Raw genomic sequence first — 15,709 nt, 5'->3', positions numbered from 1 at the left:
ATGGATTAGCGCACGTTCAACATCATATGATTACCTATTCTGAGGAGGAAATAATATAATGAGCACGAGGATGATCATTTATATAGCTAGTATCCCGTTAGCCCTTTTTAGCAGTGTGGCTCTCATTTTCTTTTTTATCCCCATTCAAGATACGTCACGGGCGACCGTTGCTTTTGTCACGACACTATTGACTTTCATCCATATTCATTTGCTGTTCTTAATGAAAGATGAATGGCGCCGTCTTTTAAAAAGACAACGGATAGCGATTATCGTCTTTACGCTTTTATTTTCATTCTTAGCCCTTCTTAGCATGAAAGGAGAACAAGATTTTTTGCTTGCCTACTCTTTTAAAACAAGAGCATATGTTTATGCCGGCACCTTTTTTTTCCTAAGTAGTCTTGTATTGTGGATTATTTTCTCCTCTCTAAAAATAGAGGTAAAACCAGCTGATCACTTAGCTTCAAGCAAATGGAGCCTATTCAAATACGCCGTTCCTTCCATCATCCTGTGGGGGGGATATGCACTGGCAATTTTCCCTGCCGCTATGACCTTTGATTCTGTTGATCAGTGGCACCAAGCTCATACCGGACATTTTAGCAATTGGCATCCGCTGATGTATACATTACTCATTATGGGACTAACGAAAATTTGGGACTCTCCCGCTATTGTTGCGCTATCGCAAATCATCATCATCTCACTCATCTTTGGATACTGTATGGCCCAATTCGAAAAAGCTGGCATTCGACGCTTTTGGCTTTGGATTGTATCGATTCTTTTTGCAATTAACCCTATTAACGGCATTTACTCTGTAACAATTTGGAAAGATATCCTATATAGTGCATTCATATTACTCTTTAGTACGACTATCTTTCATTTAGTCATTACGAATGGAAAATGGCTAAACAGCAAGAAAAACACGTGGATTTTCTTTCTAGCCGCCTTCGGTGTTGTATTTTTCCGTCATAACGGCTTTCCGGTGTTCCTTGTCATGCTCATCGTTTTGCTTATGGTCTTCCGCCGTCAGTGGAAACCGCTGATGTTATCCGGGGGCTCTATTATCGCGTTTTACCTCATCTTTACAGGGCCTGTCTTTCATTATCTGAAGGTCGCACCTTCGGATCCAAACGAGGTTTTAAGCATTCCTACCCAACAAATAGCTAGAGTGATTGAGCAAGGTGGAAAACTAACAGAGGAACAGGCGCAATACTTAAATCAAATTTTGCCATTACCGTTGTGGAAGCAATATTATCATCCATATATCACCAATCGCATTAAATTTTCCAAGGAATATAATCGAAGTGCGATTTTTCCCGATCATCTTTCCACTTATATGCGGACATGGCTCGAAATTTGCGCACAAAATCCAAAAATAGCAAAGGAAGCTTTTTTAAAACAAACTTCTCTTGTCTGGCAAATGAATGAACCACAAGACGGCCATACGTATACATTTGTGACAAATGTTTGGCCTCACAATAGGGACGGGCTGAAAAGCCAAGTCATCGTTAAGCCTTTGACTGAATTCATCACTCAATATTTAAAAACATCGGATACAGATTTAAAACCATTTATTTGGCGGCCAGCCAACTACATGTTCCTGATCGTTTTGTTTACTTTTATTACAGCTTTGCGGAACGACTGGAAGGCTTGGTTAGTTCCTTTTGCGTTGTTTCTCAATATCGGAAGCATTTTTATCGCTCTGCCGGCTCAAGACTTTCGTTATTTGTATGCCAATACACTCGTATTTTATCTTTCCGTTTTATTCATGTTCATATGTTATAAAGACAAGGAGCCTTCGAAGCAGAGCTCTTGATTTCATTAACAGAGCAGGCTCTCAAAATTTCTTATTCCATGTGCATAAAAAACCTCTCCCCCTTCACTTCGTGAAAGGAGGGAGAGGTTTCTATGAGTATGTTAAAGCGCCTTTTCCTGATGGAGCAATTGCTTCAAAAAGCTAATCAGCTCCCCGCGCAGTTCGTCCTTCTGCAGCGCGAATTCCACCGTCGTTTTTACAAATCCAAGCTTCTCGCCTACATCATAGCGCTTGCCCATAAAGCTGTATGCATATACAGGCTGTTTTTCATTTAATTTTTGAATCGCATCGGTCAGTTGAATTTCTCCTCCAGCCCCAATCTCCTGTTTCTCTAAAAACTCGAATATATCCGGCGTAAACACATAACGACCCATAATCGCTAAATTGGACGGAGCTGTGCCTAACGGAGGTTTTTCAACAAACTGCTTTACTTGATAAAGCTCTCCCATTTTCTTTAGTGGTTCGATAATTCCGTAACGGTTTGTTTCATCGTCCGGCACAGGTTGAACACCAATCACCGAGCATTGAGTATGCTCAAATTGTTCAATCAATTGGCTTAAACAAGGTTTTTCCGCTTGGACGATATCATCTCCCAGTAACACCGCGAACGGTTCATCGCCAATAAACTTGCGGGCACACCATACCGCATGGCCCAATCCTTTTGGGGACTTTTGGCGAATATAATGAATATCCACTAAATTAGCGGAATGACGCACCTCTTCCAATAAATCGTACTTTTTCTTTTCCATTAAATTTTGCTCCAGCTCTGGCGCATTATCAAAATGGTCTTCAATGGCGCGCTTTCCTTTTCCCGTTACAATGATAATATCTTCAATGCCAGAAGCAATCGCTTCTTCAACAATATACTGAATGGTCGGCTTATCCACAATCGGAAGCATTTCCTTGGGCATCGCCTTAGTAGCTGGTAGAAAACGAGTGCCCAAACCGGCAGCAGGAATAATCGCCTTTCTAACCTTTTTCATGCTAAACTCTCCTTTATCATCCAATTCCTTATTAATTATATATGACTAAAAATGGATAAACAATAAATCTGGAATGAATAGTATATTACACAATTAGAAAAAATAAACTGATTTCCCAAAAAAACAAGGTTATTTGTTTGATCGGGTCATCCACACACTAACAGATAAACTCTTTCCGCATCAAAACCCCTTTTTAACATACGAAAACATGTACTTCCCTGACATAACAAAATTCTTCGTTAATACATGAAATCTTATTCATAATATGTATAAAAAATACTATTGAAACAAATCATTTGTAAGATTATATTTATAATATGGTTTAATCTATCATTATTACCATATATCGTAATAAAACAAATGGCAAAAGAATTCAAGTCGGCCTCTATTGATCGATCGGGAAAGGTTGAATGAATTGTTCACTCCAAAAAATCAACCTATTTTTTAACAATATGGAAACTTGCCTTGAACCAACGAAAAACACCCTAAATTTCATATCGATATAAATGATGAGTTCAAATGGAAAACCGATAGAAACGAGCTCATTCAACCGTTTGAAAATGATGAGGCCATATAAGTATACATACGCACCTTTAAGCAAAAAAATGGAATAAGGCGATTCATCATAGGCTGGCAATGGAGAATGAAAGCCGATATTGCCGTTCTCCCCCTATCAGTCAATCAAATAGGAAAGGAGGTGATCATGACATGCCGCGCATCTTCCTCTTTATCTTTTCGTGCTTAGCTGCTTTTTTGGTTTTATTCACTCATAAAGCAACTGCCGACGGACAAAAAATGTATATTAAAGCGATACAGTCACGCGTTCCACTGCTTGACAACAGCACAGGCTCATTACTTGAAGTAGGCTATATGGAAAAAGGAGATATATTAAAAATCTATGCAGATGCAGGGAAAAATTGGTGGAAAATAAAATTTGGCAATAGCTATGCTTATGTGTATAAGGGTGCTGTTCATCCCTTTTGCAGCCAAACGGTTTCAGGAGAAAATGCAAAAAATCTAAAAAACTCAAACCGCACGATTTTAATCAATAAAAATGAACGCGTTTATGATAATAGCAAGGGCAAACTGATTCCTTTCGTCACGATCAAAGGCAATATGCGTTATCCGATTATAAAAAAAATCAATCATTGGTACCAACTTGATGTCGGCGGACGAATCGGATATTTACATGATTCAAAAGCTAAGTGGGACAATGGTGTCCCTGTCCTTATGTATCATCATATTTTAAAGCCAGCAGAAAATAAAAATTATCGCAATGTATCGACGACTATTTCGGATCTTCAGTTTAACCAACAGATGAATTGGCTGAAAACTCATGGGTACGAGGCGATTACGCTGGAGCGCTTAGAAAATTACGTAAAAGGAACGGCCAATCTCCCGGCCAAAGCGGTTGTCATTACCTTTGATGACGGTTTAAAAACGAGTTTTTTGTATGCTTATCCTGTATTAAAATCTTACGGATTTAAAGCAGCTAATTTTGTCATCACGAGCAGAATGACGAAAACACCGCAGCCGTTTAACCCAGATAAGCTGCAATTTTTAAGTCAAACGGAAATGAACAGCATGAAGGACGTATTTACATTTGAATCCCATACCCATCAGCTACATCATTTAAACGGCAACAAAAGTGATGTGATCACAAAGCCTTATACAACCGTCAAAGCGGACATTAAACAAAGCCTAAGCATACTGGGAGGAAGCAAATATTTCGCCTATCCGTTCGGCCAATACAATGCTAATACAATAAAGCTATTAAAAGAATTAAATATTCATATGGCCGTGACAACCAAACTAGGGAAAGTCCAGGTTGGCGATGCATTGCTGGAAATTAAGCGACTTGGTGTAGAGCCAAGTTGCACGTTAAATCAATTTGCTAAAATGGTGGAAAACTAGACTAAACAAACCAAACCGAGGCAGATTCATATGTAAAGAAGGAATCTGCCTCCGTGAACGTTTGCGATCGGCAATGACTATGATAACCAAAGCAGCCGATACGGCGCTTCTAAATAAGTCTTCACGGTGCGGAGAAAATCGCTTGCTGGAGCTCCATCAATGATTTGATGGTCAAACGTCAAGCTGAGTGGCAATCGTTTTCTGCGTTGAATGTCCTCCCCGATAAAAACAGGGACATCGGTTGCCGTCCCTACCCCAAGAATCCCTACCTCTGGAGGATTGAGCACCGGCGTAAAAAATTCGACTCCATAAGCACCAAGACTAGTAATGGTAAAGGTTGATCCTGTCATCTCTTCACTGTTTAAAGCCCCTTCACGCGCCTTTTTACTTAACGTCTTGATTTGCTGTGAAATTTCTCTTAAAGAAAGAGATTCGGCATGTTTTACGACAGGAACAACAAGGCCGTTTTCCAACGCAACGGCTATCCCTAAATGGACCGCATCATATGTTTGAATCTGTCCATTTTGATAATGGCTGTTTATTTGTTTATGTTGAAGCAACGATAAAACGACGGCACGGGCAATAAAGTCCGTGATCGTCAGTTTTCCGATCGCTTCATCCAGTCTCATCTTTTCCTGCATCTCCAACAAATGAGTGACATCTGCGTTCATATGAATGGTCAACTGCGCCGTTTGCTGCAGGCTAGCAAACATTCTTGAGGCAATAGTTTTGCGCATGCCTGTCATCGGTTTGACCGTCACACCGCTTGGCTCAACTTCAACATTCGTTTGAGGCTTTGGCTGCTTTTCCGCAACAGAAGGGGCAGGAGCCTGTGCCATTTGTATGGCTTTTTCAATATCAGCTCTTGTTATCCTTCCCTTTGGGCCAGAACCGGAAATTTTGCTTAAATCAATCCCCGCTTCGCGAGCGAGCTTCCTCGCCGCAGGCGAAACACGGGCCATCATCTGCGAAGCGGTCTTCGTCTCTTCTGCCGCGATCGCTGTCGCTGCTTCTTGCCGCGCTGTTTGGCTTGCAGTGCTGATCACTTGTTCTTCTTTCTTGGCAGCTTCTCTTCTTTCCGCTTCATTCATGCTTTCTCCTTCTTGACCGATATAGCCGATGGCTTGCCCTACTGCAACCGTTTCGTCTTGCGCCGCAATAATCTTCAATAGCACTCCATCCTGAGGGGCTTCAATATCTTTTTCGATTTTTTCCGAACTGATGACCGCAATCGACTCACCTTTTTTAATCGCGTCTCCTTCTTTTTTGAGCCACTCGACTACCGTTCCTTCTTCCATGCTCATTCCTAGCTTTGGCATAATGATTTCAACCGCCATGATTTCTCTCTCCTTTTCCGATGAATACAAGGAATGAAAAATGCTGCAATCAATGTAGGCAGCATGCGCCTGAGCGTCCATGTCGCCAGCCGCTCTTGTGAACCACCCGCCACGCCACCGTTTAGAGGAGGGCTTCAAGCGACTTGTGCGTGTTCGCTGAACGGTAAGCCCCACACAAGAACCCTTTACGCTTCCCTTCGTTCCGCAGGGGTCCGTTCGAACGATAGAGTATCCTATCCGTTGGCGGATCGCCGACCGAAATTCATCTCCCCCTACTCACTGGGCTGTCACCCTTCATGGTCCTCGAGGATGGGAGACTTCTTTTGGAAAGCTGTTAAATCGCTCATTATACTAGCGCCCTATATTCACTCTTATCTTTTTGAGAAAATGTCAGCTGCTGGACTCCAGCTGAAATGAATGACCTATTGATTCACGCTTTCAGAAAGAAAGGCGCATGCCAGCTGATTGAAATAAAACAAAGTTTTACTATGGCCCGCACGATCCGCGTCTGCTTCACACGGTTACAATCGTTTCATCGCCGATAATTTCAGCTGCTGCCCGCAACACTTTTTCCGGAGTTGGCAAATACAGGTCCTCCAATGCCGGCGAAAATGGAACCGGGCAATGCGGAGCGGTAATCATTTTGATCGGCGCGTCTAAATAATCAAATCCTTTATCGGCCACGAGCGCGGAAATATCCGTAGCAGCGCTGCAGCGCGGATTTGCTTCATCGATGACAATAAGCCGGCCCGTCTTCTCCACAGAAGCTAAAATCGTCTCCTCATCAAGCGGGGATAGCGTTCTTGGATCGACGACTTCTGTTTCAATTCCTCTCTCTTTTAATAATTCTGCCGCCTTTAACGCGGTATGCACCTGTTTTCCGATTGCGACAATCGTCAAATCGCTGCCTTGCCGTTTAATATCGGCCTTCCCAAGCGGAATCGTATAAAACTCCTCGTCTACTTCTCCTTTCATGTTATAAAGTGTTTTATCCTCAAAAAAAATCACGGGATCATCATCAAAAATCGAAGCGAGCAAGAGCCCTTTTGCGTCAGATGGAGTCGATGGCACAACCACCTTTAAACCTGGTATGTGGGTAAATAACGCATAAAGGCTTTGCGAATGCTGGGCCGCCGCCCGAAACCCTGCACCATGCATCGTCCGCACAGTGAGCGGCACCTTCGCCTTTCCGCCAAACATATAGCGCAGCTTTGCTCCCTGATTCATCACCTCGTCCAAACAACTGCCGATAAAGTCATTAAACATTAATTCAGCGATTGGCCGCATTCCAGTGGCCGCCGCCGTGACAGCCGCTCCCATATATCCCGCTTCAGCAATCGGCGTATCAAGTACTCGTTCTCTCCCAAACTCCTGCACAAGTCCTTTCGTGACTCCCATCACTCCTCCCCATGCTTCGTCATCCTGCAAATGGTCGACTGTCGCCCCGCCGGCGACATCCTCTCCGAGCAAAATGACATTCGGATCTTTTCGCATCGCCAGCTTCATCGCCTCATTGACCGCTTCTGAGAAAGAAATTTTTCTTGTCATCTTTCGCTCCCCCTCACTTTTTCATTAATAGGATACATATACATCCCGCAAAAGCTCCTCTTCGGTCGGAAACGGACTATTCTCCGCAAACTCGACAGCCTTCTCAATCGCTTCTGCCACATTTTGTTCGATATGCATTAGCTCCTGCTCAGAGACAAGCCCATTCGCCAGCAAATGCTTGCGGAATCTGACAATCGCATCAAGCTCCTGCAAATGCTTCTGCTTTTCTTCCGATGATTTGTATGTTTGCGCATCTCCCTCGAAATGTCCGTAGTTTCGATAAGTTTTACACTCAATCAGCGTCGGGCCTTGTCCGTTTCTTGCTCGCTCAATCGCCCTTTCCGCCGCTTCATAAACAGCGACCACATCCTTACCGTCCACAATTTCTCCCGGAATATTATAAGCAGCCGCACGATCGGCAATATTTTGGCAGCTGGAAGCATATTCAAAAGGAGTAGCTTCCGCGTATCCATTATTTTCGGCCACAAAAATGACCGGTAGCTTCCAAATCGCCGCAAGATTGATCCCTTCATGAAACGTTCCATGGTTGTTGGCGCCATCTCCGAAAAAGCAAACGGCCACTCCGCCCGTTTTCTTTAACTTCGCCGTCAATCCGGCACCAACAGCGAGAGGAAAGCCTCCTCCAACGATTCCATTGGCACCAAGCATTCCTTTTTCCACATCGGCAATATGCATCGATCCGCCTTTTCCTTTACATAGCCCTGTCGCCTTTCCATAAATTTCAGACATCATTCCATTTAAGTCACATTCCTTTGCAATGCAATGACCGTGCCCTCTGTGTGTGCTCGTAATATAGTCTTTTTCGCTTAAATGGGCGCAAATTCCGACTGCCACCGCCTCCTCGCCAGCATACAAATGAACAAAACCAGGCAAAACACCTTTGCTAAAAATTTCATGCACTTTGTCCTCAAACTGGCGAATTTCATTCATTTTTTGATACATCCACTTCGCTTTTTCTTGAGTGATGCTTTTCGTTTGTGATTTTGCGATTGTCATCATGCTCCCTCCTATTCGATTCATTTCACTTTTATATATTGCAAGTATCGTGCCAGCAAAAAAGCGCTTACAAAATCAATCCTTTTGCAAGCGCCTGATACACAAAAGCGACATTGTTTCTCATTTTGTTTCATACTGTATCATTTTGTTTCATTTTTGTTCATTGGCGAACCTTCTCCCTTTTGCGCAGAACGCGGAGAAACAGAACACTTTTCTAGGATGTTCTACATGAGCTGGTATTTTTTCAATTTACGATAAAGGGTGCTTCGCGAAATATTAAGCGTAGCCGCTGCTTTGCTGACATTTCCGTTCGTGATCTGCAATACGTTCATCATTCGTTCTTTTTCGATCTTCTCTCTGTAAGATAGTGCTTGATTCTGCTCCGCTTTTTCTTTATTTTGATTCCAAGCTACAAGCATCGACTGAAGCTGAGAAACCGATGGGAGATGCGTCCCATATTCCACACGGATTCTTTCCAAAACATTCAACAGTTCGCGGATATTTCCAGGCCAGTGATAATTCATCAATAATTGCAGCAGCTGATCTGAAAAGGTTACCGTCCAATGGTGTTTTTGACAGTAATGCTCAATAAAAAAGGGAATATCTTCTTTTCTCTCTCTAAGCGGCGGTACATGAATGGGGTACACATAAATTCGGTAGAACAAATCCTCCCTAAGTTTTCCTTCCTGCACTAGCTTGTATAAGTCGCGATGAGTGGCCGTAATGATTCTCACATCAATCGGAATGGCTTTATCGCCCCCAATAGGTACCACCTCACGCTCTTGAAGCACCCTTAAAAGTGCTACTTGCATCTCTGGAGGGATCTCGCCCATTTCATCAAGAAACAAGGTTCCACCATTCGCCTGCACAAATTTCCCCTTATGTCCTGTCCGCTTGGCCCCTGTAAACGCTCCTTCTGCATAGCCAAACAATTCACTGCCAATCAGCTCTTTTGGAATGGCGCCGCAGTTGACCGCCACAAACGGTTTGTTTTTCCGGTTGCTATTTTGATGAATAAAGCGGGCGAGCATTTCCTTTCCAGTACCGGTTTCTCCCGTCATATAAACCGTGGTCTCTGTTTTTGCTGCTTTTTCGCAGCTTTGCAAAACATGGGCAAACACCTCGCTCTCTCCCGCAACACCATCAAAATGAAAAGATGGCGCAGAAAAGTGAAAGGTTTTTGGATAAACGGCGTTTCTCTGAAGCGTCACCTCATAGCCGATCAACTCACCATCAACGGCAGAGTGAATCGGCGTTTTCGTTTGGATTCTCCATTTTTGTTCGCAAAGGGATTCCAGTGGCTGATCGGTTAAATTAGGCAAGAAAGCGCGCAACCCATGGTTCATCCAGACCGTTTTTTCATGACAATCGCAGATGACAACCGGAGAATGAGGATTGTGAATGTGATGTGTATACTTAAATAGTTCTAATAGATCTTCTTTCTTTTGTAGCTGAAATCGCTGTTCGATGGTATAAGCGGCGGCAACAACAGTGGCTAAAGCATGGTCTTGAAGCAGAGAGCTGTTGATGGGGCAAGAAAGATCAATCGCTCCAACTAATTCTTTCTTGTCATTATAGATAGGCGTAGCTGAACATATCCATTGCTGGGAAGCGACTGAGTAGTGCTCATCGCCGACAACGGTGATCGGCTCCTGAATTCTTAGCGCTGTGCCAATCGCATTTGTTCCAACCTCATCCTCGGTCCATTTCACTCCTTCTGTAAAACGAATCGCTTTAGCTTTCTTGATCGCTTGCTGATGTCCATTCGCGTATAAAACATATCCATCGCGATCAATTAACAGCAAAAGCGATTTTGTCTCCTGAATCAGCTTCTGTAGCTTTTCTAAAACAGGAACTGCCAGCTGCAGCAATCGCCGATTTTTTTGCTTCCGCTCCAGCAATAAAGGCGGTTCCAGCACAACTTTCCCCTTTCCATCATATGGATTGACATTATAGCGGCGGCAAAGCTGCCATGATTCTTCAATTCTGTGATGGATTCTTCCTTGATCCAATATTCCTTCTCGTATAAAACGCTGCCAAACCTCCCTTTTGGACAGATCTACCATACCCATCCTATGCCCTCCTCTCTATCGGATTCATACTATACTACATTCGCTTTTGTTAAAAAAATTCCTCTTTGTGAACCCTTTCTATGCGAATGGCCAATCCGCCGAGACGCCAGCGAAGTATAGAAAAAGGAGGCATTGGCGCTTTTTCCTTCTTATTTTTATAATAAATACAAGCTGATTTCATCATGCAGCCATATGACCAAAGCATCACTTCGGCGATCATCAAACAGCCATATTGAGATCATGCCGCAATCAACCGTTTCTATGGATATATGAAAAGGAGAGAGACCCATGCAAGTGACCTTTGACCATCTTGTTCATCTAACAGCATCCCCCAGAGAAGCGAAAGCTGCTTTTGCACAAATGGGCTTCCACGCCGTACAAGGGGGTATTCATCACGATTGGGGAACGTATAATTGCCTATGCTATTTCCGTGACTTGCGCTACATTGAATGGATTGGCTTTATGGATCTTAACAAAGCGAAAAAGTCTGATAATAGACTGATCCAGCAAATCGTCACAGACTCCGCCCAAGGGGCCGGCTTTTCCCAAATCGCCTTTCGCACAAATGACATCCATGCCACCATGAACCATATTTCCGAAAAAGGATTAACCCCCATTGGCCCATTTGCCGGAAACCGGCAACGAGAAGACGGGACCGTGCTCAGCTGGTCGATGCTGTTTATTAGAGATGAGTCCCATCGCACATACCGCTATCCATTTTTTATTCAATGGGGGCAACAAGACAGCATACGGAAGCAGGAAATGAAACAGCTGATGCAGCATCATCATGGACAGCCAACCCTTTCCTATATCGGCATTCAAGCGGACCACCTCGACGAGTCGGTCCAAAAATATTGCCACTTATTTGATATTCCTTCTTCTTTAGTCCGCTATCATGCTGACCGATTTGGCTCTTATGCGGAGATTCCCGCTGGCCATATCAAGATGCGTTTTTATGAATCTGCGAAGCTTTCATCCGGAAGGGCTCTATATATCAATCGCCCTTTTTTATGCGGAATCACGGGAATGCCACAAAATCAAACGATCTTGCTCGAACAAGCGATTTACGATTTTTCTGTCTGAGAGGCAGGCAACCGGCATAGGGCAAACAACCCAAAACCCATTCCCTCTCCAGGCAAAGCTGGAGAGGGAAGATACCATTTAGGCTAAACCGCATCAAAATGGCGCGTCCATACGATAACCGCGATCATGATCGCCAAGATCACAAACGAACTGCTTAATCCCATCACGCTCCACATAAAGGAAACATGAAGCAAATAAAGGGCAAGGCTGGCAAAAGCCAATCCGAGAATGATGGCCGAAAGAGCCCAAACCGCTATTTCCTTTGCAAAATGCCAGAGCCTCGTTCTTCTTGTCCAACCGATCATCTCATACATTTGAAACTCGCTTTTTCGTTCGCTCAATAGCGTATGAACCCCTTCGCTCACACCGATGGCGGCAAGGCCAGTTGACGATAAAATGATCGAGATTTGCACCCAAAAGGTCGCATTTCTTATATACTCCCCTAAGGCGGTCTCTGCCGTCTCCTGCAGGGCAGCGGTCAACGCGGCGATCTGTACAGCCAGCAACACGGCGGCAAGCGATAAAATCCCCATCATCGGAACAATCCAGCGCCGATAATAACGAATGGAAGAAAAACGGCGATAAGCGATCGTTCGCTCCTTTCGTTCTTCTTTTCTGTGAAGCAAAAATGTCACAAGCACTATGGAAAACATCCACAAACCAGCGGCCACCCCATATAGCGGCAGGGCGGCATCCAAACCATATAAAATGCTAAAAGACGCCGCTAAGGCAACCGTCATAAGCAAATATTGCTCTATGGCATTTCGCTTGCGAATCTGTCCTTCTCGCCAACCAAGGAGAGTTAGATATTCATTTTCAAGAGCCAGCAGATTTTTTTCAAAAACGAGTCTCATAGCGAGCCAAAGCAGGGCAAAGCAAGAAAACAAAAATGTGGTTACAAGACTCATATCATTCCATGTATGTGTCAGCCGTTGGGCGACTCCTAACGTTGTCCACGGCTCCTTGACTTTGCCGATCCCCTCGACATCAAGCGTCATTTCCTTAAACGAAGCGCCGGCTACGACATCTACCTCATATCCCTGCTTCAACAACTTAGCGGCCACCTGCTCAATTTTCCGGCGGGCTGCCTCATCATACTTTTTAATTCCAGCAATTCGAACGCGAATGGCATCAATCGGTTTCTTTCCTTTGATCAGTTCAGCCGCTTCCAACGTCGTCACACCGCTGGCAGGCGCTGGAATGAAACTTCCGGGTACTGTTGTCGGCGTTAATGTGCGGCCCTCTTCGGTTGTTGCCTCCATCCCTCCATAAATGCCCAGAGGGCTTGAAGCAAGCTTGTTGCTGGGCTCTTTTTTCGGAGAAAACGTGCCTACCTGTTCAATAATAAAAGGGAGTTTCGTTGCAGTCGCCATCGAGACGCCCCGTTTTTCTACCTGCTTATAAGACGGCGGCTCACCAGGCTGTACGATATGGATGGTCGGAATGGAATCAAGATGCTGATAAACAATTTTAGAGGCGACATAATAAACGGACGTATCGCCGCCAATTGAATATCTTTGCGCAACATTTAACTGCCACTGGTCATTAAGAATCAGCGCCGTACCATCAAACGGCTTTTGAAACTTCGATAAATCTAAATCGATCGTTTTCGATTGCACGACTCTCTCCTTTTTCAGTTCCTTTAAAACCTCGGCGATTTTCTCCGGGCTTGCACTCATCATCCATTGCCCTTGCTGCAAATGGAGGCTGCGAAGATACTTCTCGATGCTTACCTTAAGCGTATCCACTTGCAGGCGAAGAAAAACGGGGATATTCAAATCATCACGCTGAAGCACCTTTACAACAGGGGGATTCCCGTAATTTTCAAGCGTCATTTTTAGCATCATCGCTTTTGGATCCTGAGGGCGATCCAGTTCCAGCGGTTCTTCTAATTTGGAAAAGTCAATGCCGGTTAACTGCTGTTCGCTTTCCGGGTCAATGGCGACCAAAAGGTAATAATTCTCCGGCATCTCAATCATCATGGCTGCGCTTCCAAAACGCTGTGCTGTGGTAACATACTGAATCGTTCCAGGATCGAGCTGTTCAAAATAGACAAATGTTCCCGAAGAACCGAGCGAATAGTTTTTATATCCGTCTGATGTATAAAATTGATAGGTGAATCTCGACGGATTTTGTAAAACAGGGAGCTCTAGGGAAAACTGCTTGCCGCGAAAGTAGCCTAATGAAGCAACAGGAGCAGCCGCTTCAATCAGCGGATCGGCTTTGATCCGCTTCCACTCGGCGATGGAAAAGCCGCCCTTTCCATCGCCAATATAGTTTTCCTCGACGACGCCAAGCGTTTTTTCCACTTGCGTTCTTGATGAGGCAGGACGAACTAATAGATCATATGTACCCCTTCCATATTTCTCAATGCTGCTGTCGACCGTTGATTTCGCTTCTTTCGCTTGGAAAAGGCCGAACGGAATCAGCGTATAGACGCTGATAAGAGCGGCCAGCATCGTCATTGTTGCCATTTTCCGGTGAACGAGACGACGCCAAACGATCCGGATCATACATTCACCTCATTTGGCAGAAGAAGCCCATCTTTTAATAAATAAATGCAATTAGAGTAGGCCGCCACTTCCATATCATGGGTCACTAAAATCATCGTTTTTCCTTGCTGGTTGAAGGAACGCAAAATCTCAATCATATGATCGCGATTCTCCCGATCTAAATTCCCTGTCGGCTCATCGCAAACCAATACGTCCGGATCGGCAATGAGCGCACGCGCAAAGGCAACGCGCTGCTTTTCTCCTCCGGATAAGTCATTCGGCAGCCTGGAAAATAACGGCTCTTGAATGCCGAGCGATAGCAACAGCATTTTCGCTTTTTCATATAATTCCTGTTTCTTTTTATCATAATATAAAGGGAGGATCACATTGTCTAAAACCGAATAATACGGCAATAATTTAAAATCTTGAAATACAAACCCAATATGACGTCGGCGGAAATCGCTTTTTTCTCGTTCGCCCATTCGATAGAGATCGAGATCCCGGTAATAAACAGTCCCTGTATCCGGTTTTAATAAACCCGTCATAATTTTTAATAAAGTCGATTTCCCTGAGCCGGACGGACCGACAATCGACACCCAGCTCCCTTGCTGAATCACTAGATCAACATGATTTAAAATTTTGATTTTGCTAGAATGGTGCTTAAATGATTGGCTGATATTTTCTAATCGAATCATCTTTTCCCTCCTTCTCCTTAGCTAAAAACGAGGCTGTATATCACAGATTACACTGATCGCCCATTCACCAATAAGGATGCATATAACATTCATATGTCCTTCTAACAGCCGTAGGCCGTCAAGACGATTCGATCTTTAAGGCTTAAACATACTCTCTAGGCATGCGCGACTTTTTTCTATTATATTTCTCTTTCTGTTTGCTTCTACCGCCAACCTGTGGCGGAACTCCGCCACTAAATGGCGGGCTTAAAAAGAAAACGCCTCACCGCGGGGCATTTTCACTGTTTTTATAAATTCCTAACATACGGATATAAATATTTCCGAATAGATAAATCAAAATAAAATTCCTGATACATAACAATCAAACCTCTTTGTCATTGCAAAGAGGCCCGTATGTTTTAATACATTATTTTTGATTCAATGTGTATTCATTTAAGAAGGTGTTGCAAAACTAGAGTAAAAACTCAAAATTGTGCATAAGAATGCATAATTGTACATGCAGTAAATAGCGATGAAACCCATACCAACGCGGCTGTTCTAATCCGTCATTCTTTAACTGATTAAATGTCTGCTCAATCGAGTTGCGAAAACCAAACAACCACTTTCCGAATTCTGTTTTCAAAAACGAACGAATCATCCGACCATAGGCATCTTTTCGTTCATCGCTATTTCGAGGATTAATAGGTGAAACGAAAAAAATTCCTGTCTGTTCGGCTATTTGACGGACTTTTTCGCTTTCATAGGCGGCATCTCCAAGG

The 15,709-nt window shown here is 43.8% G+C and carries 10 protein-coding genes and 1 pseudogene; 3 read left to right on the top strand and 8 right to left on the bottom strand.

Annotated elements, in window-relative coordinates; genetic code table 11:
• The first annotated feature begins 58 nt into the window (after positions 1-58).
• On the top strand, positions 59-1,810 hold the full coding sequence (locus tag B6A27_RS01215; protein ID WP_236631757.1) for a DUF6020 family protein: 1,752 nt from the start codon (positions 59-61) through the stop codon (positions 1,808-1,810).
• 101 nt (positions 1,811-1,911) lie between these two features.
• On the opposite strand, the gene galU is transcribed toward B6A27_RS01215, so the two are convergent.
• Positions 1,912-2,793 (bottom strand): UTP--glucose-1-phosphate uridylyltransferase GalU, encoded by an 882-nt coding sequence (gene galU, locus B6A27_RS01210; RefSeq protein WP_044741356.1) that lies wholly within the window; start codon positions 2,791-2,793, stop codon positions 1,912-1,914.
• 708 nt (positions 2,794-3,501) lie between these two features.
• Here galU and B6A27_RS01200 point away from each other — a divergent pair.
• Positions 3,502-4,707, top strand: a complete 1,206-nt coding sequence (locus B6A27_RS01200) for a polysaccharide deacetylase family protein (RefSeq protein ID WP_080859688.1) — start codon at positions 3,502-3,504, stop codon at positions 4,705-4,707.
• A 77-nt stretch (positions 4,708-4,784) separates the two neighbouring features.
• On the opposite strand, the gene B6A27_RS01195 is transcribed toward B6A27_RS01200, so the two are convergent.
• The 4 genes from B6A27_RS01195 to B6A27_RS01180 form a co-directional block, all read right to left on the bottom strand.
• The gene (locus B6A27_RS01195) at positions 4,785-6,044 is read right to left on the bottom strand and encodes a dihydrolipoamide acetyltransferase family protein (RefSeq protein WP_080859708.1); all 1,260 of its coding nucleotides are present in this window, start codon (positions 6,042-6,044) and stop codon (positions 4,785-4,787) included.
• Positions 6,045-6,557: 513 nt separating this feature from the next.
• The gene (locus B6A27_RS01190; protein ID WP_044741354.1) at positions 6,558-7,592 is read right to left on the bottom strand and encodes an alpha-ketoacid dehydrogenase subunit beta; all 1,035 of its coding nucleotides are present in this window, start codon (positions 7,590-7,592) and stop codon (positions 6,558-6,560) included.
• A gap of 24 nt (positions 7,593-7,616) precedes the next feature.
• Positions 7,617-8,612: a thiamine pyrophosphate-dependent dehydrogenase E1 component subunit alpha gene (locus B6A27_RS01185; RefSeq protein WP_066148430.1), complete on the bottom strand. Its 996-nt coding sequence runs from the start codon at positions 8,610-8,612 to the stop codon at positions 7,617-7,619.
• 221 nt (positions 8,613-8,833) lie between these two features.
• The gene (locus B6A27_RS01180) at positions 8,834-10,681 is read right to left on the bottom strand and encodes a sigma-54-dependent Fis family transcriptional regulator (RefSeq protein ID WP_080859686.1); all 1,848 of its coding nucleotides are present in this window, start codon (positions 10,679-10,681) and stop codon (positions 8,834-8,836) included.
• 288 nt (positions 10,682-10,969) lie between these two features.
• Between B6A27_RS01180 and B6A27_RS01175 the strand changes: the two genes are divergently transcribed.
• Positions 10,970-11,764: a VOC family protein gene (locus tag B6A27_RS01175; RefSeq protein WP_080859684.1), complete on the top strand. Its 795-nt coding sequence runs from the start codon at positions 10,970-10,972 to the stop codon at positions 11,762-11,764.
• 83 nt (positions 11,765-11,847) lie between these two features.
• On the opposite strand, the gene B6A27_RS01170 is transcribed toward B6A27_RS01175, so the two are convergent.
• The 3 genes and pseudogenes from B6A27_RS01170 to B6A27_RS01160 all read right to left on the bottom strand — a co-directional run.
• Complete coding sequence (locus tag B6A27_RS01170; protein WP_080859682.1) at positions 11,848-14,277, bottom strand: ABC transporter permease; 2,430 nt, start codon at positions 14,275-14,277, stop codon at positions 11,848-11,850.
• Positions 14,274-14,951, bottom strand: a complete 678-nt coding sequence (locus B6A27_RS01165; protein ID WP_080859680.1) for an ABC transporter ATP-binding protein — start codon at positions 14,949-14,951, stop codon at positions 14,274-14,276. Before B6A27_RS01165 ends, B6A27_RS01170 begins: the two co-directional genes overlap by 4 nt.
• Positions 14,952-15,402: 451 nt before the next feature.
• A pseudogene (locus B6A27_RS01160) lies at positions 15,403-15,709 on the bottom strand (ISNCY family transposase); the annotation flags it as partial.

This window comes from Anoxybacillus sp. UARK-01 (assembly GCF_002075365.1).
In the GTDB taxonomy this organism is placed as follows: Bacteria; Bacillota; Bacilli; order Bacillales; family Anoxybacillaceae; genus Anoxybacteroides; species Anoxybacteroides rupiense.
This window is presented reverse-complemented; position numbering and strand designations above follow the sequence as displayed.

What these genes read in the sequence shown, in the direction of transcription:
- B6A27_RS01175 (WP_080859684.1), top strand. Translation starts at nt 10,970, where the DNA reads ATGCAAGTGACCTTTGACCATCTTGTTCATCTAACAGCATCCCCCAGA.
- B6A27_RS01185 (WP_066148430.1), bottom strand. Translation starts at nt 8,612, where the DNA reads ATGATGACAATCGCAAAATCACAAACGAAAAGCATCACTCAAGAAAAA.
- B6A27_RS01215 (WP_236631757.1), top strand. Translation starts at nt 59, where the DNA reads ATGAGCACGAGGATGATCATTTATATAGCTAGTATCCCGTTAGCCCTT.
- B6A27_RS01180 (WP_080859686.1), bottom strand. Translation starts at nt 10,681, where the DNA reads ATGGGTATGGTAGATCTGTCCAAAAGGGAGGTTTGGCAGCGTTTTATA.
- galU (WP_044741356.1), bottom strand. Translation starts at nt 2,793, where the DNA reads ATGAAAAAGGTTAGAAAGGCGATTATTCCTGCTGCCGGTTTGGGCACT.
- B6A27_RS01170 (WP_080859682.1), bottom strand. Translation starts at nt 14,277, where the DNA reads ATGATCCGGATCGTTTGGCGTCGTCTCGTTCACCGGAAAATGGCAACA.
- B6A27_RS01195 (WP_080859708.1), bottom strand. Translation starts at nt 6,044, where the DNA reads ATGGCGGTTGAAATCATTATGCCAAAGCTAGGAATGAGCATGGAAGAA.
- B6A27_RS01190 (WP_044741354.1), bottom strand. Translation starts at nt 7,592, where the DNA reads ATGACAAGAAAAATTTCTTTCTCAGAAGCGGTCAATGAGGCGATGAAG.
- B6A27_RS01165 (WP_080859680.1), bottom strand. Translation starts at nt 14,951, where the DNA reads ATGATTCGATTAGAAAATATCAGCCAATCATTTAAGCACCATTCTAGC.
- B6A27_RS01200 (WP_080859688.1), top strand. Translation starts at nt 3,502, where the DNA reads ATGCCGCGCATCTTCCTCTTTATCTTTTCGTGCTTAGCTGCTTTTTTG.